Origin of the sequence: Bradyrhizobium sp. SPXBL-04, from assembly GCF_051853035.1 — a bacterium.
GTDB lineage: Bacteria > Pseudomonadota > Alphaproteobacteria > Rhizobiales > Xanthobacteraceae > Bradyrhizobium > Bradyrhizobium zhanjiangense.
The window spans coordinates 329,517-353,581 of record NZ_CP182472.1 but is presented as its reverse complement, the minus strand read 5'-3'; the positions used below and the strand labels follow the sequence as shown (position 1 = coordinate 353,581).

Here is a 24,065-nt window from a genome sequence, read left to right as displayed (position 1 = left end):
GATTTGTTGCCCGCGCGCCAGGCGCGCACATCCGCTTACACACATTCTTCGGAGCTTAAGCTCATGTCCAAGCCGACCACATTGTATGACAAGATCTGGAACGACCATCTGGTGCACGAAGCCGAGGACGGCACCTGCCTGCTCTATATCGATCGCCACCTGGTGCACGAGGTGACCTCGCCGCAGGCGTTCGAAGGCCTGCGCGCCACAGGCCGCAAGGTGCACGCGCCCGAGAAGACGCTCGCCGTCGTCGACCACAACGTGCCGACCACCGACCGCACCAAGCCGAATCCTGATCCTGAGAGCATCGAGCAGATCAAGGCGCTGGCCGAGAACGCCAAGGAATTCGGCATCGAATATTACAACGAGTTCGACAAGCGCCAGGGCATCGTCCACGTCATCGGCCCCGAGCAGGGCTTTACGCTGCCCGGCACCACCATCGTCTGCGGTGACAGCCACACCTCGACGCATGGCGCGTTCGGCGCGCTCGCTCACGGCATCGGCACCAGCGAGGTCGAGCACGTGCTGGCGACGCAGACGCTGATCCAGAAGAAGGCGAAGAACATGCGCGTCACCGTCGATGGCAAATTGCCTGAGGGCGTGACGGGCAAGGACATCATCCTGGCTATCATCGGCGAGATCGGCACCGCCGGCGGCACCGGCTACGTTCTGGAATATGCGGGCGATGCGATCCGCGCGCTCAGCATGGAAGGCCGCATGACGGTCTGCAACATGTCGATCGAAGGCGGCGCCCGCGCCGGTCTCGTCGCGCCCGACCAGAAAGCCTACGACTTCCTGCGCGATCGCCCGAAAGCGCCGAAGGGCGCGGCCTGGGACGCGGCAATGCGCTACTGGGAGAAACTGCGTTCCGACGAGGGTGCGCATTTCGACCATGAACTGCGCCTCGACGCCGCAAAGCTGCCGCCGATCGTGACCTGGGGCACCAGCCCCGAGGACGTCATCTCCGTGACCGGCATCGTCCCCGACCCCGACAAGATCGAGGACGAGGCCAAGCGCATCTCCAAGCATCGCGCCCTGAAGTACATGGGCCTGACCGCGGGCACGAAGATCACCGACATCAAGCTCGACCGCGTCTTCATCGGCTCCTGCACCAACGGCCGCATCGAGGATTTGCGCGCGGCAGCGAAGATTGCTGAAGGCAAGACCGTTTCGGCGAACGTCAACGCCATGGTGGTGCCGGGCTCCGGCATCGTGAAGGAGCAGGCGGAAGCTGAGGGTCTCGACAAGATCTTCATCAAGGCCGGCTTCGAATGGCGCGAGCCGGGCTGCTCGATGTGCCTTGCCATGAACCCGGACAAGCTGAAGCCGGAAGAGCGCTGCGCCTCGACCTCGAACCGCAATTTCGAGGGCCGCCAGGGTTTCAAGGGCCGCACGCATCTGGTGTCGCCGGCAATGGCGGCGGCGGCCGCGATCGCCGGTCACTTCGTCGACGTCAGGGACTGGCGGTAAGCCGCTCCCTGCAATTGTAGCGATTACGGCAAACCGCCGTTAATCCGCGTCGCCCACATTCTCGTCCTCGCGACGGTTCGCGAGGACGCCCCATGGCCAACAAGCCTGAATATGTCGATCTGATCAGCGAGGCCACGCGCCAGCATCGGCGGCGCGCAACGCCGCTGCGCGTCGTCGCCAAGCCCGAGGTCGAGGAAACCTCAAAGCTCAGCCGCTGGCCGCCGGCGATGTTCAGGCAATGGAAGCTCGAGAACCTGATGCGGTGGAAATCCGCGTCGTGGAAGCTCAAGGATTGGCTTTAAAGGGCGCCGCTGAGGCGCCCTTTGCATTTCGATCGCGCTCACCAATAGCGATACGGATAGTGCCAGCGAGGCCAGCGGCAGACGCGGCGCGGACCGTAATAGGTCCAGATGATCCGGCAGCGGCGCGGATAGTGGTAGTAGGGATAATAGCCGCCGTAATAATAGCGCCGGTGGAAGTGACGATAACCGTAATGGGGGCGATAGATCCCGTAGCGATGATAGCCGCCATAGTGACGAAATCCGCCGTAACGATAGCCACCGCCGTGAAAGGCCGGCGCGGCGCGGAAGCCGCCGCCATGGAAGCCGCGGCCATGGAAGCCACCAAAATGTCCGCCACCGCGGAAACCTCCGCCGTGAAAACCGCCACCATGTCCGCCGTGACGAACCTGCGTGACGAGATCGCCGGCCGCAGCCTTTGTCGCGGGCGACGTCGCCGGATTGATCAAGGTGAGTGCTTCGGCGCGACGCGCGCTGCCGGCCGACAGCATCAATGTCGTGGCGGCCGCGATCCCGAGCAAGCGCATCGGGCTTGCCTTAAGATCCAATATCCTCAGCATGGAATCCTCCCTGAATCTGGACAGCGCAGTTGCGACGCGAAGTCTCGGCCGCGCCAAACGCTGTTCAATTGCGGTCGCTCCCTAGATTAGACTGAGGAGAGCGATGTGAACGCCCCCTGAACGAACGACGCTGGGCTTCGCGATGCGACGCAGTGCCGCGAGGTAAGGAGTTTTTGGAAATGACAGTCTATGCGATTGCGCAATTGAAGATGACGGACCGCGCGGCCTATGACCGCTATCAGGCGCGGTTCTTCGACGTGTTCAAGAAGTATGGCGGCAAGCTGCTCGCCGCCGACGAACATCCGCGCGTGCTCGAAGGCGCATGGCCGCATGACAAGCTTGTCATGATGTCGTTCCCCGATGAGGCTGCGTTCTTCGCCTTCTCGAACGCGCCCGACTACGAGGACATCTCGCGCGATCGCAAAGCGGGCGCGCAGGCGACGGTGCTGCTGGTCAGGGGATTTGCGCCCGCCGGCTAATGCGCCGGCGTCACCAGAAGGGTCCGTAGCCAAACACGAACGGGGCCGGCACGCCGTAGGGGTAGGGACGGTAATAGACCGGCCGCGCATAATAGCGTGGATCATGGCGTGCAGCAGGCCGCGCAATGTCATGGGCGCGCGCGTGTCGTCGCACATCGAAAACCGCGATCCCCGCGGAGGCCTCCGGCACCGTCACCCTTGGCGCCGCGGAAGCGCGAGGCAGGCCGGCGGCGAGCGCAACGGCAACAACGAATACGATCCACCTCGCCATGACGATCCTACAAGGCACCGCGGTGTTCGCCGGCGCAGGCCTCAGCCACGGCGCCAGTAGCAGCTCACACGCGGCACGATCACCGTGCCGCTCGGGCGATACTCCTGCACATAGGTGGCGTTGCACACGCGGACTGCGTCGGGGCCGGGATTGTAGCGCGGATAGACGCCGTCCGGGCTGTAATAGGGCGTGACGCGCAAGCGCGCCGGGGGCCGCCTGCGTGGCGGGGGAACGTCGTCCGGTGAGGCCGCCTGGGCGAGGCGAATCTCGGGGCCGGCGGTCTGGACTTGAGTTTGGGCTTGGGCGCCAACGCAAAACTGCAAAAACAACCCCATGCACAGTAGCGTCAGCGCTGTTTTCGCTCGCATTTTTCCGCCCACCCGAAACATTCCATTCGAGGCCCCACGCTCCCCGTTTTGACGTCGCTCGTCAACCTCGCCGCGCTTATAAAGCGGGATGCATCGCTGCGGAACCCGCGCTAGTTTACGCGAACCGGTACCCACGTCGCTCGAAAACGCTTTAGAAGAGGCCCATGTGGACGGACTTGAAAGCGCCCTCGCTGGCCGAGATGGAAGCGACGGCGCATGACATCTTCGAGCGCCTGCCGGCGGAGTTTCGCAGGCTCTGCGAGGGCGTCATCATCCGCGTCGACGACTTCCCGACCGAAGAGGTCCTGGACGAGATGCAATGCGAGAGCGAGTTCGACCTGCTCGGCCTGTTCCAGGGCATCGGCCTGCCGCAGCAGAGCCTTGGCGACGTGGCGCGGCTGCCCAACATGGTCTGGCTCTACCGCCGGCCGATCCTGGACTATTGGGCCGAGCACGACGAGACCCTCGGCCACATCGTCCGCCATGTCCTGATCCACGAGATCGGCCACCATTTCGGTCTGTCGGACGACGATATGGCCGCGATTGAGGCGCGGGCGGACTAGAGCGGGCCGGATTGATCGCGTCACCGCAGCGGAGGTGCGCTCCCTCCCCCGCTTGCGGGGGAGGGCTGGGGAGAGGGTGTCTCCTCAACGAGACACTCCCCCAGAGGAGAGAACCCTCTCCCGCGCCCCCGGCGCGACCTCTCCCGCAAGCGGGAGAGGTGAAGTCCCGACGCCGCACCAAATCCAGCCTCAACCCCCGCAAGCCGGAGAGGTAAGGCAGCCCTGCCGATTTCGGCCTAGGATTCGGGGCCCGATCGCGATAAACACCTGTTCCCCTAGACCCATCCGGGAAAGCGCAACCATGGACAAGTTCACCACGCTGGAAGGCGTCGCGGCGCCGCTGAAGATCATCAATGTCGACACCGACATGATCATTCCGAAGCAGTACCTGAAGACCATCAAGCGCACCGGCCTTGGCAAGGGGCTCTTCTCCGAGCAGCGCTACAAGGACGACGGCAGCGAGAATCCGGATTTCGTCCTCAACCAGCCCGCTTATCGCAATGCCAAGGTGCTGGTCGCCGGCGACAATTTCGGCTGCGGCTCGAGCCGCGAGCACGCGCCCTGGGCGCTGCTCGACTTCGGCATCCGCTGCGTGATCTCGACCTCGTTCGGCGACATCTTCTACAACAACTGCTTCAAGAACGGCATTCTGCCGATCCGCGTCAGCCAGGAAGACCTCGACAAGCTGTTCGACGACGCCGAGCGCGGCGCCAACGCGACGCTGACGATCGACCTGCCCAACCAGGAGATCCGCGGCCCCGACGGCGGCAAGGTCAAGTTCGAGATCGACCCGTTCCGCAAGCACTGCCTGATCAACGGCCTCGACGACATCGGCCTCACCATGGAGAAGAAGGCCTCGATCGACACCTATGAGGACAAGCTCAAGCGCGAACGCGCCTGGGCCTGAGATCGCGTTTCTGGTTCGAGCCCCGGTGCTGACGGCGCCGGGGCTTTTTCTTTGCTCTGACTCTCCTTATAGCTCGCGCATGCTGCCCGACATCGTCACCTTCTGGCATGGCCCGATGGACGCCCTGCGCCAGACCTGTCTGCGCTCACAGTTGGCTGCCGGCCACAAGGTCACGGTCTACAGCTTCGACCCCATTCCCGGTCTGCCCGCGGGCATCGCGAATGCGGATGCCGAGGCGATCCTGCCGCACGCGTTCTCCGAAAGGCTGCGGCCGCCGCAGCCGGACGGCAGCTGGCGCGACTGGACCACGCTGCAGTTCAGCGACTTCTTCCGCATGAAGCTGATGGCGAACGGCCTCGGCCTCTGGCTCGACGCCGACGTGCTGCTGTTGAGGCCCGTCGAGATCGATCCGGCAAAGCCCTATTTCGCCTGGGAGCGGCCGCGCCAGCTTGGCAATTCCGTGATCTATCTGCCGGCCGGGCATGGCATCGTCGCCGCCTTCGAGGAGCTGATGGAGCAGGAGGAGCTGACGCCGAACTGGCTGTCCGTGCGCCACCGCATCACCTTCATGATGCGCCGTCTGCGCGGCGGCTCGAACCGCCTCTCCGACATCCGCGTTGCGATCTACGGGCCGGCGGCGCTCACCGCGCTCGCGCGCCGCACCGGCGAACTCGCTTGCGCGCTGCCGAAGCAGTCGTTCTACGCCGTGCATGCCGAGCCAAAACTGTTCTTCGATCCCTCGAGCTATCTCGGCCTCGTTACCAACCCCGAGATCATCGGCCTGCACATCTCGCCCAAGGGCCGCGGCGGCGAAAAGCCGATTCCGGGCAGCCTGTATGCGTGGGCGGCGGAGCGGTTTGGGTAGTTGCCGCGGAGGCAGTGCTCTCCCTCTCCCGCTTGCGGGAGAGGGTGTCTCCACAATAAGAATCACCAAGGGGATAAAGCCCTCACCCGGCGCGCGGGACGATGCTTCGCATCGCCCGGGACGCGCCGACCTCTCCCGCAAGCGGGAGAGGTTAAGCACCCCGAGCATCCAGTTTGATCCAGCGCAACGCGCCCCTGCACCATTGTGCCTAGTCTCGCTCCAATTCCACGACCCCAACGGAGCTTTCCATGAGCACCGCAAGCAGGCCCTACCCCATCGTCCAGGACCTCATCGAATCCTTTGCCGGCTGGCTGAAGCATCGCCGCGAGATGAACGAGATGCGGCAGCTCGATCGCGCCGATTTCAACCGGATCGCCAGCGATCTCAGGATCGCGCCTGACGATCTGGAGGAGCTCGTTCGCCACGGCAAGCACGCCGCCGACGAATTGCCGAAGATGCTGGAGCAGCTCGGCATCAACGTCGAAGGGCTCGGCCGCGCGCAGCCGCTGCTGCTGCGCGACATGGAGCGGGTCTGCTCGCTCTGCAACCAGAAGGGCCAGTGCGACCGCGATCTCGCCGACGGCACCGCCGCGGAGAATTATCACGGCTACTGCGCCAACGCCGCGACGCTGGAGTCGCTCGACCGCGCCGACGTCGCGCCACACTGACGCCAGCGCGGGAGATCTCACTGGGTGTGTACTTACTCGATCGAGGACGTGGAGGTCTGCTGCAGCCTATAGCAGACCTCGTTCAGAGGTCCGAGCTGGGGCTCAAGGCCGACATCACTATCCTATTCGATGGCCTCGTCGGGGCGGGCAGTTGCACCGGCAAGTCAGAAAATAGCGTTTCTCGCGAACCTCAGCGGCTACCCGGTTGCCGGCGAATATCTTCCAAAATACCGCGCATCGCATCGATCTCTTTGCCGAAGCCTGCCCAATCACCGGATTTCAACCGCTCCATGGCCTGGTCATAGTGCGTGAGCGCCTCCTGCGCGCGCGCTGCCGCGGAGGCTTCGGCGGGTGTTTCCGCGGTCACAGCCGACGCTGCCGGGGAAGGGCCGCTGTCCACGAAGAGTGCCGACAGGGCCTCGGCAAGCGTTTCCTTCATGACGACATGCTCACCATAGGCGGCAATCACTCGCTTGAGCTCCGGCAAATGTCCTTGCTCGGCCCGCAAATACAGCGGCGACACGTAGAGAATCGAATTCTCGATCGGGATCACGAGCAGATTTCCCCGGATCACCCGCGACCCCATCTGGTTCCACAGCGATATCTGCTGGGAGATCTCCGTGTTCTGATGAATTCGCGCCTCGATCTGGAACGGCCCGTAGACCAGCTTCTCTTTGGGAAATTCGTACACGATCAGCTTGCCATAGCCGGGCTCGTCGCAGCGCGCGGCAAGCCAAGCGATCATGTTGTCGCGACGGCTCGGCACCATCGGGATCATGATGAAGAACTCGGCTTGCGCCTCTCCGGGCAGCCGCATGATGATGTAATAGGGGGCCATGGTGGTGATGCCGTCCATTGAAGAGACGCCATCACCGGCCGGTTGACGCGGAAATTGCCAGAGGTCCTCCCGGTTATAGAAAACATCGGCAGCTTCCATGTGGTAGGTCTGGAAAAGTCGCGCCTGGATCAGGAAGAGGTCTTCGGGATAACGAATGTGCTTCTGAAGATCGGACGGCATGGCCGCGAACGGCTTGAACAGGTCCGGGAAGATTCGCTGATAGGTCGCGGCGATCGGGTCGGCTGGGTCCATCAGGTAAAAATCGACGGTGCCGTTATAGGCGTCGATCACGACCTTCACTGAATTGCGGATATAATTGAGGTTGTAGCCGGGCGCAGGCTGTGCGTAGGGAAAATAATCGCTGGTCGTGTAGGCGTCCTGCATCCAGAACATCCTGCCCTCGCTGACGACCAGATAGGGATCGCGATCGAGAGAGAGGAACGGGGCGATCGTGCCCACCCGCTTCTGGATGTTGCGCCGGATCATGATCCGGCTGTCATCGCCGATGTAGTCTGACAGCAGCAGGTTCACATCGTTGAAATGGTGGGCGAAGATCAGTCTCCGCACCATGCCCGACAGCGGCACGCCGCCGGACCCGTCATAGGACGCGTAGGCGTTGTCCTTTCCCCTGGGATAATCGAATTCCGGCACGGTTCCCTTGACGATGACGTAGTCCTCAGTCTGCAGTCCGTAATAGATGCGCGGCTCGCGAATCGCGGGACCTCCATGTGCGACCGGAGGAATGTCGTCCAGATAGAGCAGCGGAAGTCCTTCGCCGCTCTTCTGGGTGACCGGACTCATCACCGCACCATTGCCGTGGGTGAACAGGATGTGGCGGTTGACCCAGGTCTGCGCGTTGGGTGGCAGCAGCGCGGAATTCAACTCGCGGCCTGAGATCATCACGCTTTGGTAGGTATCGCCGAACCAGTAACGATCGACATCGAGGTCGCGCAGTTTGTAATAGGTGCGAATCTCCTGCAATTGAGCGTAAGTGTCGGCCAATGGTTGCCAATCCCACAGCCTTATATTTTCAATGGTAGCCTTGTTGGCCTCGAGCGCCCTCAAGGTCAGGTTCTGTTCCGCAGGGAACGGCTTCGGCACGATCCGATTGAGATTGTAGGCCTCCCGCGTCAGGGCAATGTTGCGTTCCATGTAAGGCCGCTCCCACGCCAGCTCGTTCGGCCCGACGTAGAAGCGCTGAAACACTGCGGGGATGATGCCCGATAGCAGGAAAGCGCCGCCGAACAGCAGCACAATCGCGGCGGTGGGGAGGCGGTAGGTACGCACCCACAGGTTCGCGCATGCCGCCACAGCGGCGACGATCGAAAGTGCGATCAGCAGCCACAGGACCGGCAGTTCCACATTGACGTCGGTGAAGCCTGCGCCGACCACCACGCCATTGTCGCCGTACAGCAGGAGATAGCGGTCGAGACTGTAGGACCACGCCTTCACGCCAAAGAAGAGGCCGAGAAGCGCCGAACCGTGCGAGATCGCCGCTGGTGATACTCGCTGCGCCCGGTCCTCGATGTCGCCGTGCACCCAGTAGATAAGCCCGGCGAGCAGCGCGCTCATGACGAGTGTCAGCAACGCCCAATTCTTAATGGCCACAAAGACGGGCAGGGAAAACAGGTAGAATCCGATATCCTTGTCGTACAAGGGATCATTGCTGCCGTAGGGCACTTGGTAGATGAAGCGCAGAAAAGTGCTCCAGTTGCCGGCTTCTCCCCAGCCGACAAGCAGAGCGACGACGCCGCTACTAGCGGCGATCATGCTGCGCCACCGCAGCCGCTCGCGCAGGAATTCAAGCGGATCGGGCAGCGCCGCAGCGGCCACAAGCCTCGGGTCGAAGGCCGCGGGCAACCGGGTTCGGCGCCCGGCAAGGCCAAGTGCAAGGCGCGCGTTCACCCACAAGATGGCGGCGGTCGCCGCGAAAACGACGAGGAAGACGGCGGCTTTCGCGGCGATTGTGGTCCAGAAGACCTGTTCGTAGCCGATCGACGAGAACCACATCCAGTCGACCAGGAAGTCGCCGACGAGAGCGAGCAGGATCAGGCCGATTGCGGCGATGATGGCCGCGATGATGAATCCCACCACGGCGCTTCGCCCTGGTGCCTTCCGTTCGGGTCCGGAAATCCCGATCGTCATAGTAGCATTATAGCAGAACGAGCGACGTGGCGCGCCTGTCACGGGGGCGCCGCACCTGCTTTTTCCTCCGCAGTCCTAAAGCGGAATGGCTTTAGGTTGAATCGATTGCCGCGGGTGGTTCACCTCTCCCGCTTGCGGGAGGTCGGCGCAAAGCGCCGGGTGAGGGCTTTCTCCTCTTGGCGATTGTCCCATCGCGGAGACACCCTCTCCCCAACCCTCTCCCGCAAGCGAGAGAGGGAGTGCACCTCGCTCGTTGCAGCGATCAAGCCTCATCCCATCAAGCTTTTACACGCGGATACCCGCAACAGGCTGCGCGCCGAACTCGGGAGGACGCGCGAGGTCTTGCAGAGCTGCGTGTTGTCCCCTGAAGCAACACCGCTTTTTTGAGCGTGCGCCCTAGCCTTTCCCTATCGCAGCGATCGCGTCTGCGATCTCGATCGTGCGCCGGGCCATGTCGGCGTGCAGGCGTTCGACCATGGCGCCGTCGAGCCGGATCGCGCCACGTGAGACGTTTTCCGGCAATTCGAACGCTGCGATGATTTTTCGCGCGCGCGCGACTTCCTCTTCGGGTGGGGTGAAGATCGCGTTGCAGGCATCGATCTGCGAAGGATGGATCAGCGTCTTGCCGTCGAAGCCGAGATCGCGCCCTTGCGCGCATTCGGTGGCAAAGCCGTCGGAATTGGCGATGTCGCTATAGGGCCCGTCGAGGATTTCGAGGCCGTGGGCGCGCGTCGCCAGGATGCAATGGGTGATCATCGGGATCATCGCGGCGCGGCCCGGCAGCATCTTGATGCGGGTCTCGCGCGAGATGTCGTTCGGACCGAACACGAAGCCCGACAGGCGGCTCGATGGATCGCGGCCGGCGGCGGCCAGCTCCTCGGCATGGAGCACGGCGCGCGCGGTCTCGATCATGGCCCAGACTTTCACGGTCGGCGCGGCGCCAAGCTCGGCCAGCTTCCGGTCGATCGCGCCGAGATCTTCGATGCTTGAAACTTTTGGAACCAGAATGCCGTCCGGCGACGCCTTGGCGGCCATCGCGACGTCGTCGGCCCACCAGGACGTGTCGAGACCGTTGGTCCGGATCAGGATCTCGCGTTTGCCAAAACCCTTGGCCGCGATCGCGGCGGCAATGCCGTCGCGCGCCACCGCTTTGGCATCAGGAGCGACGGAGTCCTCGAGATCGAGGATCAGGCCGTCGGCGGCGAGATTGCGCGCCTTTTCCAGCGCGCGGGGATTGGAGCCGGGCATGAACAGGTGGCTGCGGCGCGGGCGGGTCATGCAAGCGTTCCTTCCTCGTCAGTCTTCTGACCGAAGCCGATAGCATTTGGCCTGCCTGTTCGAAAGGCTTGTTCGCCCCTGCGGTCTATGATTAGGCATAGGCATGGTGACATTCCCGAAGCATTTGCTGGAAGGCTACAAGGCCTTCGCCACCCAGCGGCTGCCGGCCGAGCAGACCCGCTATCGCGAGCTGTCGGAGAAGGGACAGTCGCCGGAAGTGATGGTGATCGGCTGCTGCGACAGCCGCGTCTCGCCCGAGGTGATCTTCGACGTCGGCCCCGGCGAATTGTTCGTCGTCCGCAACATCGCCAATCTGGTGCCGACCTATCAGCCCGACGAGAACGCGCACGGCGTCTCGGCGGCGCTGGAATATGCGGTGACGGTGCTGAAGGTGAAGCACATCGTGGTGCTCGGCCACGCGCAATGCGGCGGCATCCGCGCCTTCGTCGACAAGATCGAGCCGCTGACGCCGGGCGACTTCATCGGCAAATGGATGCAGATGTTCATCAAGCCGGGCGAGGTGGTCGAGCAGCGCAACCACGAGACCATGGCGCAGTTCGTCGAGCGCATCGAGAAGGCCGCGGTGTTCCGCAGCCTCGAAAACCTGATGACCTTCCCGTTCGTGCGCAAGGCGGTGGAGAACGGCCAGATGCAGACCCACGGCGCCTATTTCGGCGTCGCGGAGGGATCGCTGTTCGTGCTGGATAAGGTCGCGAAGGAATTCAAGAACGCGCGAAGCGTGGCGTAAGCCATCGCTCTCGTAGGGTGGGCAAAGCGAAGCGTGCCCACCACCTGTCGGAATCGGAAAGAATGGTGGGCACGGCGCGCGAAGAGCGCGCCTTTGCCCACCCTACGGCAGCGCATTACGCCGCCTTCTTCTTCGCGCTGATCAGCTTGCGGTTGATCAGCACTTCCGCGATCTGGATCGCGTTGAGCGCGGCGCCCTTGCGCAAATTGTCGGACACGCACCACAGCACGAGGCCGTTCTCGACCGTCGCGTCCTCGCGGATGCGGCTGATATAGGTGGCGTCCTCGCCGGCCGCTTCGTAAGGCGTGGCGTAGCCGCCGGGCTCCTGCTTGTCGATGACGAGGCAGCCCGGCGCCTTGCGCAAGATATCGCGGGCTTCATCCGCACTGATCGGGTTCTCGAACTCGATGTTGACGGCCTCGGAGTGGCCGACGAACACCGGCACGCGCACGCAGGTGGCGGAGAGCTTGATCTTGGGATCAAGGATCTTCTTGGTCTCCGCCATCATCTTCCACTCTTCCTTGGTGTAGCCGTCCTCCATGAAGACGTCGATGTGGGGGATGACGTTGAAGGCGATGCGCTTGGGGAATTTCTTCGCGACCAGCTCGTCATTGGTATAGACGGCCTTGGTCTGCGAGAACAATTCGTCCATCGCGTCCTTGCCGGCACCCGACACCGATTGATAGGTCGAGACCACGACGCGCTTGATGGTCGCCTTGTCGTGCAGCGGCTTGAGCGCAACCACGAGCTGCGCGGTCGAGCAGTTCGGGTTGGCGATGATGTTCTTCTTCTTGAAGCCTTCCGTCGCGCCCGCGTTCACCTCCGGCACGATCAGCGGCACGTCCGGATCCATGCGCCACGCCGAGGAATTGTCGATCACGACCGCGCCGGCGGCACCGATCTGCGGCGACCATTCCTTCGACACCGCGCCGCCCGCCGACATCAGGCAGATGTCGACGTCGGAGAAGTCGTAATGCTCGAGCGCTTTGACCTTCAGGGTGCGGTCGCCATAGGAGACCTCGACGCCGACGCTGCGGCGTGACGCCAGGGCCACGACCTCGTCGGCGGGGAATTTGCGCTCATCCAGGATGTTGAGCATTTCCCGTCCGACATTGCCGGTCGCGCCGACGACTGCGACTTTGTAACCCATCGTTCACTCTCCGATGAAAAAGCCCGTTCCCGAAGCTGACGCTTAAACAGGAAGAGCAGCGCTTCTATGCGAGAACCGGCCTCAAGACAACGTTGGACCATGCCTGAAGGCCGTGGATGCAGTCGCCTGAGGCCAGCACGGCCGTTAGCCCTACCCAGATCCATCTGGCGCTTGCAGCCTTTGCCGACGAGATCATCGGCACGCTGGCGCACCTGATCGCCTATGTGGGGGCGCTCGCCCTGTTTGCCATCCTCGCGCTCGCGGCGCTCGGCCAGCTGCCTGACTTGCGCGACGATGAACCGGCGGACAAGCCGGGCTGGAGCGCGGCCGACCGCTCGCATCCGGCCTTCGCCGTCAGCCGGCTTGATTCATCCGAGAAAACAGCCTCTTACACTATTCTTCGGCATCCCGGAGGAGGCCGCAGGGACGTGCTGCGCTGGGCGAGCGAGGCCGGCCAGCCGGTGGCCGAGCTCGAAATCTACCGGGAAGGCGGCGAGTTCGACGTGGCCCGTCCGGCGACTGCGGATCTGGCCGTCCAGATGGGCTTGAGCGCGGCGACCACGCTCGAGCAGGCCGGCCTGATCGACACGAAATTCGGCCCGGTCGCCCTGTTCCGGCCGGTCGCCGCGGAGGGGACGCGGGCTTGCCTCGGCTATCTCAAGCGCAGCGAGGAGCCGGCGCTGCAGATCTCCGGCTTCACCTGCCAGGGCGACACCCTGCCCACCCGGCGCGCGGCGATCGCCTGCACGCTGAACCGGCTGACGCTGCTGACCTCGGGCAACGAGCCCAGGCTGGCGGAATTGTTCGCCCGTGCCGAGCTGAAGCGCCGCGCCTGCGATTCCCAGGGATCGTCGGACTGGCTGCTGGGCGCCGCGAACGCGCAATTGCGCGGGGCGCTCTAGGCCGCATCAAGCTCAAGTGGCTGGTATTGATGCAACTTTTGCCGGCGCGCACGATTATTCCGAGCTGGTGTGACCCAATTGACCTAGTTGCATCCGCCCCGGCCGGGCTAGTATGGGGTGAAATCGACTGGCGGCCTGCCGCCTGAAGGGGACGTGATGAGCTTGAAATTCTCTGCGGCGAACACATTGGCGACCTGGCTTGCGGCGGGCGCCGTCATTGCCATGTCGCTCGCGTCGCCAGCTTCGGCCGACACCAGGACCAAGCGCTATGACGAGCGCGGCCGGCCCTATTACGGACCGAGCGGCCCCAACGCGGTCTATCAGCAGGGCCGCACCCGCATCTATGTGAGCAAGCGCTCCTGGCTCGACGGCGGCACCGAGGTCAATCCGGGCGACCGCAAGTTCAGCGACTACGCCTTCCCGCCGGCGGTGGGCTATCCGTCCTTCGCCCGCGAGAACCTGAACCGCCCGATCGATCGCCAGCCGCTCTCGCCGCCGGCCGATGTCGGCGGCTACCCGCAGAATTTCCCGCTGTACTGAAGCGGACGCAGGCATCGAATCAAAATGGCCGGGCTCACGCCCGGCCATTTTTTGTCGCGTAGCCCGGATGGAGCGAAGCGCAATCCGGGAAATCTGTCCACGAGGCGAGAGCCCCGGATTTCGCTGCGCTCCATCCGGGCTACGACTCTACCCGTGCAGCTTCTGCAATTCCTTCAGAATCGCTTCGCCCATCTGCGTGGTCGAAGCGGCGGTGGTGCCTTCCGACTTGATGTCGGCGGTGCGCAGGCCGCTGGCGAGCACGGCGGCGATGGCGGCATCGACCTTGTCGGCGAGATCGCCCATGTCGAAGGAGTAGCGCAGCGCCATGCCGAACGACGAGATCATCGCGATCGGATTGGCGAGGCCCTTGCCCGCGATATCAGGGGCGGAGCCGTGCACCGGCTCGTACAGCGCCTTGCGCTTCTTGCTCTTGACGTCGACCTCGCCAAGCGAAGCCGAGGGCAGCATGCCGAGCGACCCCGTCAGCATCGCCGCGATGTCGGAGAGCATGTCGCCGAACAGATTGTCGGTGACGATGACGTCGAACTGCTTCGGCCATTTCACCAGCATCATGCCGCCGGAATCGGCGAGCTGATGCTCGAGCGTGACGTCGGGGTATTCGCGCTTGTGAACTTGCGTAACGACCTCGTTCCAAAGCACGCCCGACTTCATGACGTTGCGCTTCTCCATCGACGTCACCTTGTTCTTGCGCTTCTTGGCAAGCTCGAAGGCGACGCGAGCGATGCGCTCGATCTCATAGGTGTCGTAGACCTGGGTATCGATGGCGCGCTTCTGGCCATTGCCGAGATCGGTGATGGTCTTGGGCTCGCCGAAATAGACGCCGCCGGTGAGCTCGCGCACGATGACGATGTCGAGGCCCTCGACCGCCTCGCGCTTCAGGCTCGAGGCGTCTGCCAGCGCCGGGTAGCACACGGCCGGGCGGAGGTTGGCGAACAGGGCGAGATCCTTGCGCAGGCGAAGCAAGCCGGCTTCGGGGCGCACCTCGTAGGGCACGGCATCCCATTTCGGGCCGCCGACCGCGCCAAAGATCACGGCGTCGGCGTCCTTGGCTTTGGCCATGTCGCCTTCCGAGATCGACACCTTGTGCGCGTCATAGGCCGCGCCGCCGACGAGACCGGTGTCGGTCTCGAACTTGGCGATCCCGGCCGAATTGAGCCAGTCGATCAGCCGCTTCACCTCGCCCATCACCTCGGGGCCGATACCGTCGCCGGGGAGCAGCAGCAGTTTGTGGGTCGCCATGGTCGTTCCTCTCAGGTCGAATTCGGCCGGAGTGCTAGAGCGGCGTTGCGCGATTGGCAAGACACCATTGCCGGGGAGCCGGCTGTGCAAAGCGGATGGAGCCTGCCACACTCCCACAGCCGGAGTACCCCTTGCACGCCCCTGACCGTCCCCTCATCCCGCATCCCGCGCGGCTGATCCTGACCTTGTCGCTGGCGGCGACGGTCGGGCTCGGCATCGGCCGCTTTGCCTATGCGCTGGTGCTGCCGGATATGCGGGAGACCCTCGGCTGGTCCTACTCGGCGGCCGGTTTCATGAACACCATCAACGCCGTCGGCTATCTCGTGGGCGCGCTGATGGCGTCCCGGCTGATCCAGCGTATCGGCTGGGCGGCGGCGATCCGCCTGGGAACCCTGGCCTGCGTCGCCGCGCTCGCCACCTGCGCGCTGACAGGCAATTTCGTCGCGCTGAGCCTGGCCCGCCTGGTGCTGGGCTTGGGGGCTGCAGCCGGCTTCGTCGCCGGCGGCGCGCTGGCTGCGACCATCGCGCAGTTGCGCCCGGAGCGGGCCAATTTCCTGCTGAGCCTGTTCTATGCCGGGCCCGGCATCGGCATTCTCGCCTCGGGGCTGATCGCCCCGTTCACGCTGCAATATTTCGGACCGGGCTCGTGGTGGATCGTCTGGTGGGCGCTGACGCTGCTGTCCGTCGCGATGACGATCCCGCTGTTCCTGATCCGCATCGAGAGCAGCGTCCGCTTCTCGGAAGGCGGCCACGCGTCGTTCGCGATTCTGCCGGTGCTGATCTATCTCGCCGGCTACTTCCTGTTCGGCGCCGGCTACATCGCCTACATGACCTTCATGATCGCCTATGTGCGCGACGGCGGCGGCGGGGCCGCCGCGCAGGCCGCGTTCTGGAGCCTGATCGGGCTCAGCGCCTTCGTGACGCCCTGGGCCTGGCGCGGCGTGCTGGCGCTCGACCGCGGCGGGCTCGCCACCGCCATCATCCTCGGCACCAACGGCCTCGGTGCCGCCCTGCCGATGCTCGGACATTCGCCGGCGTGGCTTGCGGTCTCCGCCGTGGTGTTCGGCGTCGCGTTCTTCGCGGTGGTCGGCTCGACCACCGCCTTCGTCCGCTTCAACTATCCGCCCGAGGTGTGGCCGACCGCGATTGCGGCGATGACGATCTCGTTCGGCGTCGGCCAGACGCTGGGTCCGATCGTGGTCGGTGCGATCACGGATGCGCTGGGCAGCTTGAGTTACGCGTTGAATGTGTCGGCGGCGCTGCTGGCGCTCGGGGCGGTGGCGGCGCTGTGCCAGCGCAAGGTGGGGCCGGCCAGACAATCGGTGCCGTAAGGTGGCAAAGCGAAGCGTGCCCACCAACCCTTTATCCGCCGTGACAATCACGGTGGGCACGGCGCTCTTGCGCCTTTGCCCACCCTACGGCAGCGGGCCTAACTCCCACTAAACGAATTATACCCCTGGTCTTCCCAATAGCCGCCCTTGTAGTCGTTGGTGACTTCCATCGAGACCACGTATTTCGGGTTCTTGAAGCCGAGCTTTGTCGGCACGCGGATCTTCATCGGGAAGCCGTAGGCGCGCGGCAGGATCTCGTTCGCGTATTTGAACGTCATCTGGGTCTGCGGATGCAGTGCGCTGCGCATGTCGAGCGGCGAGTTGTAGCCGTCCTTGTCGGCGCACTGGAACCAGACATATTTCGCGCGCGTGTCGGCGCCGACCAGCTTGAGGAAGTCGCGTAAAGGCGTGCCGGTCCAGCTGCCGATCGCGCTCCAGCCCTCGACGCAGATGAGGCGGGTGATTTGCGTGACCTGAGGAAGTTTGTAGAGCTCGTCCAGCGTCCAGGACTTCTTGTTATCGACGAGACCGCGCACTTCGAGCTTCCAGTCGTTGCCATCGACATCAGGCGCGTCGTCGAGATCGTAATAGGCATTGAACGGGAACGGTTTTGTGATCGCGCTCTCGGAGAAGGTCGGCGCCAGCGCATCGGGATTGAAGATGAAGGCCTGCACCGCGTCGTTGAATTTCGAGACCTGCTTCAGCATCTCCTCGGCCGAGGAGGAATCGACGACGTCGCAGCCGGTGAGCAGCGTCAGCGCACCGAAGCTGGCGCCGCCTGCGATGAAGCGGCGGCGGGTGACGTCAGGCATCGTCTTGATGGAGTCCTTGATCAAGAGCCGCTTGTCGACGCCGGGGATCAGGAATGAACGTTTCGCCATGTTCTCCTCCTCAGCGACCGATGATCATCGCGCGCAGGCTCTTCGGCACCAGCAGCGCGAGCAGAACATGAATGACCAGGAACGCGCAGATCGCGGCCATGCAGAAGAAGTGCACGTAGCGCGCGGTCGGATAGTCGCCGAACAGCATCACTAGGTAATAGAGCTGCACCGGCTTCCACATCGCGAGGCCCGACAGCACGATCAGCACGCCGACCACGATGATGCCGGCATAGAGCAGGCGCTGCACGTAATTGTAGACGGTGAGATCGTCATGGCCGAGCTTGAAGGTCAGCGCCGCCCTGACGTCGTGAAGCACGCCGGACGCCGTGATCGGCGCAGCTTCTTAGCGAAGCGGCCGGTGGCGAAACCGGTGATGAGATAGGCGAGGCCGTTGATCATCAACAGCCACATCGCCGCAAAATGCCAGAGCAGGCCGCCCGCGAGCCAGCCGCCGAGCGTGTACTCGCGCGGGAAGCTGAAGCCGAACAGCGGCGAGGCGTTGTAGATCTGCCAGCCCGACAGAATCATCAGGATCATGGCGAGGGCGTTGACCCAATGCATGATCCGGACCCAGGCCGGCTGGATCACTTTGGCCGGAGTGGCCCTGACCTGCTCGTCGGTGACTGTGAGGCTCGCCATGATGGTTCCGTCCTGAACGTCGTTTGACAGCAATTATACGCCGATGCTTCCGCTTTCGTTACGCCCCGTCCGGCATCAAATCGATACTGGCGGGCTATCACGGTCACAAGAAAGCGAGCCGGGCACCCCCGGCTCGCCGTCTCGAGACCTCCTGTTCGGGGGATGAAACAGGGGTGGGCGGTGTTACGTCGCCGGCATCAGCACGGTGTCGACCACATGGATGACGCCGTTCGACTGGTTGACGTTGGAGATCGTCACCATCGAGGTGCCGCCCTTGGCATCGACGATCCAGGTCTTGCCGTCCATCTTCTTCACCGTCAGTTCCTCGCCCTCGGCGGTCTTCATCTTCTTGCCGTCGGTGAGGTCGGAGGCCGCGAGCTTGCCGGGTACGACGTGATAGGTGAGGATCTTGGTCAGGGTCGCCTTGTTCTCGGGCTTGACCAGGTTGTCGACGGTGCCGGCCGGCAGCTTGCCGAAGGCGGCATTGGTCGGCGCGAACACCGTGAACGGGCCCTTGCTTTCCAGCGTCGGCACCAGGCCCGCCGCCTTCACCGCCGCGACCAGCGTGGTGTGGTCCTTGGAGTTGACCGCGTTCTGGACGATGTTCTTGGACGGGAACATCGCGGCGCCGCCGACCATGACGGTCTTCTCCTCGGCGCTGACAGGCGCGACGACGGTCGCGGTGATGGCGAGGGCGCTGAAGGCGGCAGCAGCGAGATAGACAATGCGCTTCGACATGGAGAATCTCCCGATTGAATTGAGACCGGCGATAGCCGGCGTTTGAGTTGGCAACAACGGCGGCTGTGTCTCCTTGGCTTGAAGCAGCAGCGCCGTCGTTGGCCGAACTACGGGAGGGTTTGCTGGGCGGTTTCGGAGAAAAATTCTTTGTGATGCGTGAAACTATGGGGGAGGGATTTCGTGTGGTGCATCCACGTCGTCATTGCGAGAAGCCCTTGCGACGAAGCAATCCAGACTGTCTCCGCGGCTACATTTCTGGATTGCTTCGCTTCGCTCGCAATGACGGACTCGCGGCTGCGCCCCACCTCAGTCCCTGCTGTGCGGCGTCTGAATAAAACCGCGATTATGCGTCGGGCTGATCAGCACCTCGTTGATGCAGACCCGCGCCGGCATGCTCGCAATGAACGCGATGGTGCGGCCGAGATCTTCGGATTGCAGCATCCTGGCCTGCTCCTCCTCGCTCGGCACCACCGGGCGCAGCTTCAGGATCGGCGTTGCCACCTCGCCCGGCATCAGGCAGCAGGCGCGCAGGCCGTTCACGCATTCGTCCATGTTGAAGGAATGGGTCAGCGCCAGCACCGCATGCTTGGTCGTGGTATAGGCCGGGCCAGGCATCTTCGAGACATGGCGGCCGGCCCAGGACGAGACGTTGATGATCGCGCCGTCCTGCTGCTTGCGCATCGTCGGCAGCACCGCGCGCATGCAATAAAGCACGCCGTTGAGATTGACCTGGACGAGCTTATCCCAGCCTTCCAGTTCCATGTCCTTCCAGCTGCGCTTGGGAACATTGATGCCGGCATTGTTCACCAGCAGATCGATCCGGCCGTGCCTGGCGACGATTCGATCGGCTGCCTTCTGGGCTTCAGTGGCGTTGGACACGTCAAGCACAATGGCCTCGGCCGTCCCGCCTGCGCCATTGATCTTCGCAACCACCGCATCGAGGGCTGACTGGCGCCGGCCCGACACCACCACCGTCCAGCCGTCGGCAGCTAACGCCTCGGCGCCGGCCTCGCCGATTCCGCTGCCGGCGCCCGTGACCCAGGCCACGCGTTTCCCGTTTTTGGTCATGCAAACTGTCTCCGTTGCTTCTGCGGGGCGGTTTTTGCTAATCCAGCCCTCGGTTTTGACCGGCCTTCGCCGGCGAGGAATGTTGCATGAACCAAGCTGCCAACGCCAATCTGTTTTCCCGCCTGTTCGACGGCCTGGACGATCCCAAACGCCTCGCAATCGAAACGCATGACGGCGCCCGTATCAGCTATGGCGATCTGATCGCGCGCGCGGGGCAGATAGCGAATGTGCTGGTCGCGCGCGGCGTGAAGCCCGGCGATCGCGTCGCGGTGCAGGTGGAGAAATCGGTCGCCAACATCGTGCTGTATCTGGCCACCGTGCGGGCCGGCGCGGTCTATCTGCCGCTGAACACCGCCTATACGCTGAACGAGCTCGACTACTTCATCGGCGATGCCGAGCCGTCGCTGGTGGTTTGCGATCCCTCCAAGGCGGAAGGCCTCGCCCCGATCGCCGCCAAGGTAAAAGCCAAGGTCGAGACGCTCGGGCCTGACGGCAAGGGCTCGCTGACGGACGCCGCCGACAAGGCAAGCGGCGAGTTCGCGACGGTGCCGCGCACAAGCGACGACCTCGCCGCGATCCTCTACACATCTGGCACCACGGGCCGCTCCAAGGGCGCGATGCTCACGCACGACAATCTGGCGTCGAACTCGCTCAGCCTCGTCGGCTACTGGCGCTTCACCGACAGGGACGTCCTGATCCACGCGCTGCCGATCTACCACACCCACGGCCTGTTCGTTGCGACCAACGTGACGCTGTTCGCGCGCGCGTCGATGATCTTCCTGCCGAAGCTCGATCCGGATTTGATCATCAAGCTGATGGCGCGAGCCACCGTGCTGATGGGCGTTCCGACCTTCTACACACGGTTGCTGCAGAACCCCGCGCTGTCGCGCGAGACGACGAAGCACATGCGCCTGTTCATCTCGGGCTCGGCGCCGCTGCTGGCCGAGACCCATCGCGAATGGTCGGCGCGCACGGGCCATGCGGTGCTCGAACGCTATGGCATGACCGAGACCAACATGAACACGTCGAACCCCTATGACGGCGAGCGCGTGCCTGGCGCGGTTGGCTTCCCGCTGCCGGGCGTCTCGTTGCGTGTCACCGACCCGGAGACGGCGAAGGAACTGCCGCGCGAAGAAATCGGCATGATCGAGGTGAAGGGCCCGAACGTCTTCAAGGGCTACTGGCGCATGCCGGAGAAGACCAAGGCTGAATTCCGGCCCGACGGCTTCTTCATCACCGGTGATCTCGGCAAGATCGACGCCAAGGGCTACGTCCACATTCTCGGCCGCGGCAAGGACCTCGTGATCTCCGGCGGCTTCAACGTCTATCCGAAGGAAATCGAGAGCGAGATCGACGCCATGCCGGGCGTAGTCGAATCCGCCGTGATCGGCGTGCCGCATGCCGATTTCGGCGAAGGCGTCACCGCCGTTCTCGTCTGCAACAAGGGCGCCGAGGTCAGCGAAGCCTCGGTGCTGAAGGCACTCGACGGACGGCTCGCCAAATTCAAGATGCCCAAACGCGTCTTCGTCGTCGACGAGCTGCCGCGCAACACCATGGGCAAGGTGCAGAAGAACATTTTGCGCGAGACGTATAAGGATATCTACGCGAAGAAATAGACATGTTGCGGCTTCGCGATCGCCGTCAGCTTCCCACTGTCGTCTTGGCGAAAGCCAGGACCCATTACCCCAAGGAGAAGTTTGGCGCGAAGCTGGTGACCACGAGTCATCGCAGAACCACTCGCTGCGCGAGCTTGTCCAGGACGACGATGGATTTGGCGTTGGCGAGCACTCTCAACGCCGTCATTGGAGCTCTTGCGACGAAGCAATCCAGGCTGCCGCCGCGGAAGGATTCCTGGATTGCTTCGCGGAGCCTGTCATCGGGCCGCGCTTCGCGCGGACCCGTTGGCTCGCAATGACGGAGTGTGCGGCTTATTGCCCGGCGACCAAGCTCATCACAAACCTGCTGCCGACAATAAACAGATAGCACCCGAACGCCACCTCCAGCGTCCGCTTCGACATCGCGTGCGCGGCTCTTACGCCGAGCGGCGCCGTGACGAGGCTCATCGGCATCACCAGCACGGCGCCGATCAGGGAGACGTAGCCGAGCGCGAATGGGATTTGCAGGGCCGTGACGGCCGGATAGTTCGCCGCCGCCGGCCAGCCGGCATAGATGTAGCCGAGCGCGCCGGGGATCGAGATCAAGACCGCGAGCGCCGACGAGGTCGCGACCGCCTGATGAATGGGACGGCTGTAGAACGTCATCAGCAGGTTCGAGAACAGGCCGCCGCCGATGCCCATCAATGTCGAGAGGATGCCGACCACGAAGCCGTAGACGCGCATCAATGGGCCCTTCGGCAGATCATCGCCGAGCTTCCAGGTCTCGCGCGCGAAGATGAGCCGGACCGCGGCTGACCAGGCGACGGCGACGAACACGATCTTGAACAGCCGTTCCGGCGCGTAGCGCGCGACCACGCTGCCGGCGATGACGCCGAGCACGATCGGCAGCCACCACACGCGCAGGATCGCCATGTCGACGGCGCCGCGTTTGTAGTGCGCCTGGAATGAACGGATCGAGGTTGGGATGATCACCGCGAGCGAGGTGCCGACGCAGAGCGGCATGCGCACCTCCAGCGGCACGCCGGCGATGCGAAAGCATTCGTAGAACACGGGCACGAGAATCGCGCCGCCGCCGATGCCGAACACCCCGGCCAAAAATCCCGAGAGTGCGCCGGTTGCGATCAGCAACAGCGCAAGCTCCACGATCTCCTTGATGTCCAGCCCTGCAATCACCTGTGACCTGCCCCGGCGACTGGTCGCTGCAGCTCCGAGATGTCGCTTCGGAACGCCACGTAGGGAGCATTAGGCGATCTGATTCTCGCGGTCGACACACCGAACCTCCCGGCTGGGGTGGAATGCAGGGTGCGCATATCCAAGGGGTCGAACGGAAGCGGAATGGGAAGGACCGTTCGCGTGGTCGCACGAGTTTGCGCCACGACTGGACCCACCTCTGGCCGATTTGGACGGGACGGTCCGTTTAGAGGCGTTCCAATAGCAATTTCAACGCACGTCACCCCCCTCAGAAGAAATGAATAGTTATTCTTTACTTGGTTGGCGGACCGACGCTCTGGTATACCAAGCCACTGATTGGCCTTGTTTCATCAACGCTCTAGAGCTGAACCGTCGTTCGATTTATGGCGATTTGGTGATTGCGCCAGCGAAATCGACTCCGTAAATAGAGCCCACCTTTCCGATCCCCGCGCGCCCTTCTGTTGGGCCGCAATACAACATCAAAGCCATGACCGCACGGATCGAACGACCGCTCTCACCACACATGCAAGTGTACCGTTGGACGTTGACGATGGCGCTGTCCATCATCCACCGCGCCACCGGTATCGCCCTCTATGTCGGAACCCTGCTGCTGGTCTGGTGGCTGATCGCGGCGGCCTCCGGCCCCGCCGCCTACGCGCACGTCCAGGCCTTCGCCGGCAGCATCATCGGACGGCTGATCGTGTTCGGCTACACCTGGGCGCTGATGCATCATATGCTCAGCGGCATCCGGCATTTCGTCTGGGATCTCGGCTACGGCTTCAAGGCCAATGAGCGGGAAGCGCTGACCTGGGGCGCCCTGATAGGGGGCATCGCGCTGACAGTGCTGATCTGGATCATCGCCTATGCGATCGGAGGTGGACGATGAGCGCAACCGATACGCCGAAGCGCAGCATGCGCACCCCGCTTGGCCGCGTCCGCAATCTCGGCGCCGCGCATTCGGGCACGTCCGATTTCTGGCGCCAGCGCATCACCGGCGTCGCCATGACGCTGCTGATGATCCCGGTGCTGGTGATCATCATGATGCTGCTCGGCCGCAACCAGATCGGCGCTGCGCAGATTCTCAGCTCCATTCCCGTCGCGGTGATCCTGCTCCTCTTCATCTTCGCCAGCGCATGGCACATGAAAATCGGCATGCAGGTGGTGATCGAGGACTACGTCCATAACGAGAAGCTGAAGCTCATCTCCATCATGCTCAACAACTTCTTCTCGGTCGCCGTGGCGCTCGCCTCGACCTACGCGATCCTGAAACTGTCATCCGGAGTGTAACCC

25 protein-coding genes and 1 pseudogene are annotated in these 24,065 nt (G+C 63.6%); 14 read left to right on the top strand and 12 right to left on the bottom strand.

All coding sequences use genetic code 11. The features are described from left to right. The first annotated feature begins 63 nt into the window (after positions 1 to 63). Together leuC and ACNJX8_RS01675 are read left to right on the top strand one after the other, a co-directional pair. A complete protein-coding gene (gene leuC, locus ACNJX8_RS01680) occupies positions 64 to 1,470 on the top strand; it encodes a 3-isopropylmalate dehydratase large subunit (protein WP_439359357.1) in 1,407 nt (468 codons plus the stop codon). A gap of 92 nt (positions 1,471 to 1,562) precedes the next feature. Next, entirely contained in the window at positions 1,563 to 1,772 is a 210-nt protein-coding gene (locus ACNJX8_RS01675) for a hypothetical protein (RefSeq protein ID WP_128930627.1), read from the top strand. 38 nt (positions 1,773 to 1,810) lie between these two features. On the opposite strand, the gene ACNJX8_RS01670 is transcribed toward ACNJX8_RS01675, so the two are convergent. After that, positions 1,811 to 2,329 (bottom strand): hypothetical protein, encoded by a 519-nt coding sequence (locus ACNJX8_RS01670; protein ID WP_439359356.1) that lies wholly within the window; start codon positions 2,327 to 2,329, stop codon positions 1,811 to 1,813. A 179-nt stretch (positions 2,330 to 2,508) separates the two neighbouring features. Here ACNJX8_RS01670 and ACNJX8_RS01665 point away from each other — a divergent pair, with 179 nt between their 5' ends. Beyond that, positions 2,509 to 2,808: a DUF1330 domain-containing protein gene (locus tag ACNJX8_RS01665; RefSeq protein WP_128942194.1), complete on the top strand. Its 300-nt coding sequence runs from the start codon at positions 2,509 to 2,511 to the stop codon at positions 2,806 to 2,808. Positions 2,809 to 2,818: 10 nt separating this feature from the next. Here ACNJX8_RS01665 and ACNJX8_RS01660 read toward each other — a convergent pair whose 3' ends face one another. Next, positions 2,819 to 3,079, bottom strand: coding sequence for a hypothetical protein (locus ACNJX8_RS01660; RefSeq protein ID WP_128944399.1), 261 nt, complete (start codon positions 3,077 to 3,079; stop codon positions 2,819 to 2,821). 41 nt (positions 3,080 to 3,120) lie between these two features. Beyond that, on the bottom strand, positions 3,121 to 3,414 hold the full coding sequence (locus ACNJX8_RS01655) for a hypothetical protein (RefSeq protein ID WP_249761976.1): 294 nt from the start codon (positions 3,412 to 3,414) through the stop codon (positions 3,121 to 3,123). A gap of 197 nt (positions 3,415 to 3,611) precedes the next feature. On the opposite strand from ACNJX8_RS01655, the gene ACNJX8_RS01650 reads away from it, so the two are divergent. The 4 genes from ACNJX8_RS01650 to ACNJX8_RS01635 all read left to right on the top strand — a co-directional run bounded on the left by ACNJX8_RS01650 (position 3,612) and on the right by ACNJX8_RS01635 (position 6,450). Further along, complete coding sequence (locus ACNJX8_RS01650) at positions 3,612 to 4,010, top strand: metallopeptidase family protein (protein WP_439359355.1); 399 nt, start codon at positions 3,612 to 3,614, stop codon at positions 4,008 to 4,010. 301 nt (positions 4,011 to 4,311) lie between these two features. After that, on the top strand, positions 4,312 to 4,917 hold the full coding sequence (leuD, locus tag ACNJX8_RS01645; RefSeq protein WP_008539074.1) for a 3-isopropylmalate dehydratase small subunit: 606 nt from the start codon (positions 4,312 to 4,314) through the stop codon (positions 4,915 to 4,917). A 79-nt stretch (positions 4,918 to 4,996) separates the two neighbouring features. Further along, positions 4,997 to 5,782 (top strand): hypothetical protein, encoded by a 786-nt coding sequence (locus ACNJX8_RS01640; protein ID WP_439359354.1) that lies wholly within the window; start codon positions 4,997 to 4,999, stop codon positions 5,780 to 5,782. 248 nt (positions 5,783 to 6,030) lie between these two features. Beyond that, entirely contained in the window at positions 6,031 to 6,450 is a 420-nt protein-coding gene (locus tag ACNJX8_RS01635; RefSeq protein ID WP_439359353.1) for a DUF6455 family protein, read from the top strand. A gap of 190 nt (positions 6,451 to 6,640) precedes the next feature. Here the strand turns inward: ACNJX8_RS01635 and ACNJX8_RS01630 are convergent, their stop codons facing one another. Both ACNJX8_RS01630 and ACNJX8_RS01625 read right to left on the bottom strand, forming a co-directional pair. Then, on the bottom strand, positions 6,641 to 9,433 hold the full coding sequence (locus ACNJX8_RS01630) for a UPF0182 family membrane protein (RefSeq protein WP_439359352.1): 2,793 nt from the start codon (positions 9,431 to 9,433) through the stop codon (positions 6,641 to 6,643). 396 nt (positions 9,434 to 9,829) lie between these two features. Further along, on the bottom strand, positions 9,830 to 10,711 hold the full coding sequence (locus ACNJX8_RS01625) for an HpcH/HpaI aldolase/citrate lyase family protein (protein ID WP_439359351.1): 882 nt from the start codon (positions 10,709 to 10,711) through the stop codon (positions 9,830 to 9,832). A 103-nt stretch (positions 10,712 to 10,814) separates the two neighbouring features. Between ACNJX8_RS01625 and ACNJX8_RS01620 the strand changes: the two genes are divergently transcribed. After that, positions 10,815 to 11,459 (top strand): carbonic anhydrase, encoded by a 645-nt coding sequence (locus ACNJX8_RS01620; RefSeq protein ID WP_128942206.1) that lies wholly within the window; start codon positions 10,815 to 10,817, stop codon positions 11,457 to 11,459. A gap of 115 nt (positions 11,460 to 11,574) precedes the next feature. On the opposite strand, the gene ACNJX8_RS01615 is transcribed toward ACNJX8_RS01620, so the two are convergent. Further along, positions 11,575 to 12,609, bottom strand: a complete 1,035-nt coding sequence (locus ACNJX8_RS01615; RefSeq protein WP_439359350.1) for an aspartate-semialdehyde dehydrogenase — start codon at positions 12,607 to 12,609, stop codon at positions 11,575 to 11,577. A gap of 116 nt (positions 12,610 to 12,725) precedes the next feature. On the opposite strand from ACNJX8_RS01615, the gene ACNJX8_RS01610 reads away from it, so the two are divergent. Continuing rightward, a complete protein-coding gene (locus ACNJX8_RS01610; protein WP_439359349.1) occupies positions 12,726 to 13,511 on the top strand; it encodes a hypothetical protein in 786 nt (261 codons plus the stop codon). A 156-nt stretch (positions 13,512 to 13,667) separates the two neighbouring features. Beyond that, the gene (locus ACNJX8_RS01605) at positions 13,668 to 14,051 is read left to right on the top strand and encodes a hypothetical protein (protein ID WP_128944390.1); all 384 of its coding nucleotides are present in this window, start codon (positions 13,668 to 13,670) and stop codon (positions 14,049 to 14,051) included. A 147-nt stretch (positions 14,052 to 14,198) separates the two neighbouring features. On the opposite strand, the gene leuB is transcribed toward ACNJX8_RS01605, so the two are convergent. Further along, a complete protein-coding gene (gene leuB, locus ACNJX8_RS01600; RefSeq protein WP_091882962.1) occupies positions 14,199 to 15,311 on the bottom strand; it encodes a 3-isopropylmalate dehydrogenase in 1,113 nt (370 codons plus the stop codon). A 131-nt stretch (positions 15,312 to 15,442) separates the two neighbouring features. Here leuB and ACNJX8_RS01595 point away from each other — a divergent pair, with 131 nt between their 5' ends. Further along, positions 15,443 to 16,642 (top strand): YbfB/YjiJ family MFS transporter, encoded by a 1,200-nt coding sequence (locus ACNJX8_RS01595; protein WP_439359348.1) that lies wholly within the window; start codon positions 15,443 to 15,445, stop codon positions 16,640 to 16,642. Between the two features lie 98 nt (positions 16,643 to 16,740). Here ACNJX8_RS01595 and ACNJX8_RS01590 read toward each other — a convergent pair whose 3' ends face one another. From ACNJX8_RS01590 to ACNJX8_RS01575, 4 genes and pseudogenes are all read right to left on the bottom strand, one after another. Next, positions 16,741 to 17,523 carry a molybdopterin-binding protein gene (locus ACNJX8_RS01590; RefSeq protein ID WP_439359347.1) on the bottom strand — a complete coding sequence of 261 codons (783 nt, stop codon included), beginning with the start codon at positions 17,521 to 17,523 and terminating at the stop codon, positions 16,741 to 16,743. Positions 17,524 to 17,533: 10 nt separating this feature from the next. After that, a pseudogene (locus ACNJX8_RS01585) lies at positions 17,534 to 18,162 on the bottom strand (cytochrome b/b6 domain-containing protein). 183 nt (positions 18,163 to 18,345) lie between these two features. Then, the gene (locus tag ACNJX8_RS01580) at positions 18,346 to 18,900 is read right to left on the bottom strand and encodes a fasciclin domain-containing protein (protein WP_439359346.1); all 555 of its coding nucleotides are present in this window, start codon (positions 18,898 to 18,900) and stop codon (positions 18,346 to 18,348) included. Positions 18,901 to 19,206: 306 nt separating this feature from the next. Then, on the bottom strand, positions 19,207 to 19,968 hold the full coding sequence (locus ACNJX8_RS01575) for an SDR family oxidoreductase (RefSeq protein ID WP_439359345.1): 762 nt from the start codon (positions 19,966 to 19,968) through the stop codon (positions 19,207 to 19,209). Positions 19,969 to 20,054: 86 nt separating this feature from the next. Between ACNJX8_RS01575 and ACNJX8_RS01570 the strand changes: the two genes are divergently transcribed. Then, positions 20,055 to 21,584 (top strand): malonate--CoA ligase, encoded by a 1,530-nt coding sequence (locus ACNJX8_RS01570; protein ID WP_439359344.1) that lies wholly within the window; start codon positions 20,055 to 20,057, stop codon positions 21,582 to 21,584. A gap of 312 nt (positions 21,585 to 21,896) precedes the next feature. Here ACNJX8_RS01570 and ACNJX8_RS01565 read toward each other — a convergent pair whose 3' ends face one another. After that, a complete protein-coding gene (locus tag ACNJX8_RS01565; protein ID WP_439359343.1) occupies positions 21,897 to 22,757 on the bottom strand; it encodes a sulfite exporter TauE/SafE family protein in 861 nt (286 codons plus the stop codon). A 505-nt stretch (positions 22,758 to 23,262) separates the two neighbouring features. On the opposite strand from ACNJX8_RS01565, the gene sdhC reads away from it, so the two are divergent. Beyond that, entirely contained in the window at positions 23,263 to 23,661 is a 399-nt protein-coding gene (gene sdhC, locus ACNJX8_RS01560; protein ID WP_128930604.1) for a succinate dehydrogenase, cytochrome b556 subunit, read from the top strand. Continuing rightward, positions 23,658 to 24,062 carry a succinate dehydrogenase, hydrophobic membrane anchor protein gene (gene sdhD, locus ACNJX8_RS01555; protein WP_128930603.1) on the top strand — a complete coding sequence of 135 codons (405 nt, stop codon included), beginning with the start codon at positions 23,658 to 23,660 and terminating at the stop codon, positions 24,060 to 24,062. Before sdhC ends, sdhD begins: the two co-directional genes overlap by 4 nt. The last annotated feature ends 3 nt before the right edge of the window (positions 24,063 to 24,065 follow it).

Coding starts and splice junctions, on each gene's coding strand:
- ACNJX8_RS01665 (WP_128942194.1), top strand. CDS start 2,509: ATGACAGTCTATGCGATTGCGCAATTGAAGATGACGGACCGCGCGGCC.
- ACNJX8_RS01650 (WP_439359355.1), top strand. CDS start 3,612: ATGTGGACGGACTTGAAAGCGCCCTCGCTGGCCGAGATGGAAGCGACG.
- ACNJX8_RS01610 (WP_439359349.1), top strand. CDS start 12,726: ATGCAGTCGCCTGAGGCCAGCACGGCCGTTAGCCCTACCCAGATCCAT.
- ACNJX8_RS01660 (WP_128944399.1), bottom strand. CDS start 3,079: ATGGCGAGGTGGATCGTATTCGTTGTTGCCGTTGCGCTCGCCGCCGGC.
- ACNJX8_RS01630 (WP_439359352.1), bottom strand. CDS start 9,433: ATGACGATCGGGATTTCCGGACCCGAACGGAAGGCACCAGGGCGAAGC.
- sdhC (WP_128930604.1), top strand. CDS start 23,263: ATGACCGCACGGATCGAACGACCGCTCTCACCACACATGCAAGTGTAC.
- ACNJX8_RS01640 (WP_439359354.1), top strand. CDS start 4,997: ATGCTGCCCGACATCGTCACCTTCTGGCATGGCCCGATGGACGCCCTG.
- leuD (WP_008539074.1), top strand. CDS start 4,312: ATGGACAAGTTCACCACGCTGGAAGGCGTCGCGGCGCCGCTGAAGATC.
- ACNJX8_RS01620 (WP_128942206.1), top strand. CDS start 10,815: ATGGTGACATTCCCGAAGCATTTGCTGGAAGGCTACAAGGCCTTCGCC.
- leuC (WP_439359357.1), top strand. CDS start 64: ATGTCCAAGCCGACCACATTGTATGACAAGATCTGGAACGACCATCTG.
- ACNJX8_RS01605 (WP_128944390.1), top strand. CDS start 13,668: ATGAGCTTGAAATTCTCTGCGGCGAACACATTGGCGACCTGGCTTGCG.
- ACNJX8_RS01615 (WP_439359350.1), bottom strand. CDS start 12,609: ATGGGTTACAAAGTCGCAGTCGTCGGCGCGACCGGCAATGTCGGACGG.
- ACNJX8_RS01625 (WP_439359351.1), bottom strand. CDS start 10,711: ATGACCCGCCCGCGCCGCAGCCACCTGTTCATGCCCGGCTCCAATCCC.
- ACNJX8_RS01655 (WP_249761976.1), bottom strand. CDS start 3,414: ATGGGGTTGTTTTTGCAGTTTTGCGTTGGCGCCCAAGCCCAAACTCAA.
- ACNJX8_RS01675 (WP_128930627.1), top strand. CDS start 1,563: ATGGCCAACAAGCCTGAATATGTCGATCTGATCAGCGAGGCCACGCGC.
- ACNJX8_RS01670 (WP_439359356.1), bottom strand. CDS start 2,329: ATGCTGAGGATATTGGATCTTAAGGCAAGCCCGATGCGCTTGCTCGGG.
- ACNJX8_RS01580 (WP_439359346.1), bottom strand. CDS start 18,900: ATGTCGAAGCGCATTGTCTATCTCGCTGCTGCCGCCTTCAGCGCCCTC.
- ACNJX8_RS01635 (WP_439359353.1), top strand. CDS start 6,031: ATGAGCACCGCAAGCAGGCCCTACCCCATCGTCCAGGACCTCATCGAA.
- ACNJX8_RS01575 (WP_439359345.1), bottom strand. CDS start 19,968: ATGACCAAAAACGGGAAACGCGTGGCCTGGGTCACGGGCGCCGGCAGC.
- sdhD (WP_128930603.1), top strand. CDS start 23,658: ATGAGCGCAACCGATACGCCGAAGCGCAGCATGCGCACCCCGCTTGGC.
- leuB (WP_091882962.1), bottom strand. CDS start 15,311: ATGGCGACCCACAAACTGCTGCTGCTCCCCGGCGACGGTATCGGCCCC.
- ACNJX8_RS01570 (WP_439359344.1), top strand. CDS start 20,055: ATGAACCAAGCTGCCAACGCCAATCTGTTTTCCCGCCTGTTCGACGGC.
- ACNJX8_RS01590 (WP_439359347.1), bottom strand. CDS start 17,523: ATGGCGAAACGTTCATTCCTGATCCCCGGCGTCGACAAGCGGCTCTTG.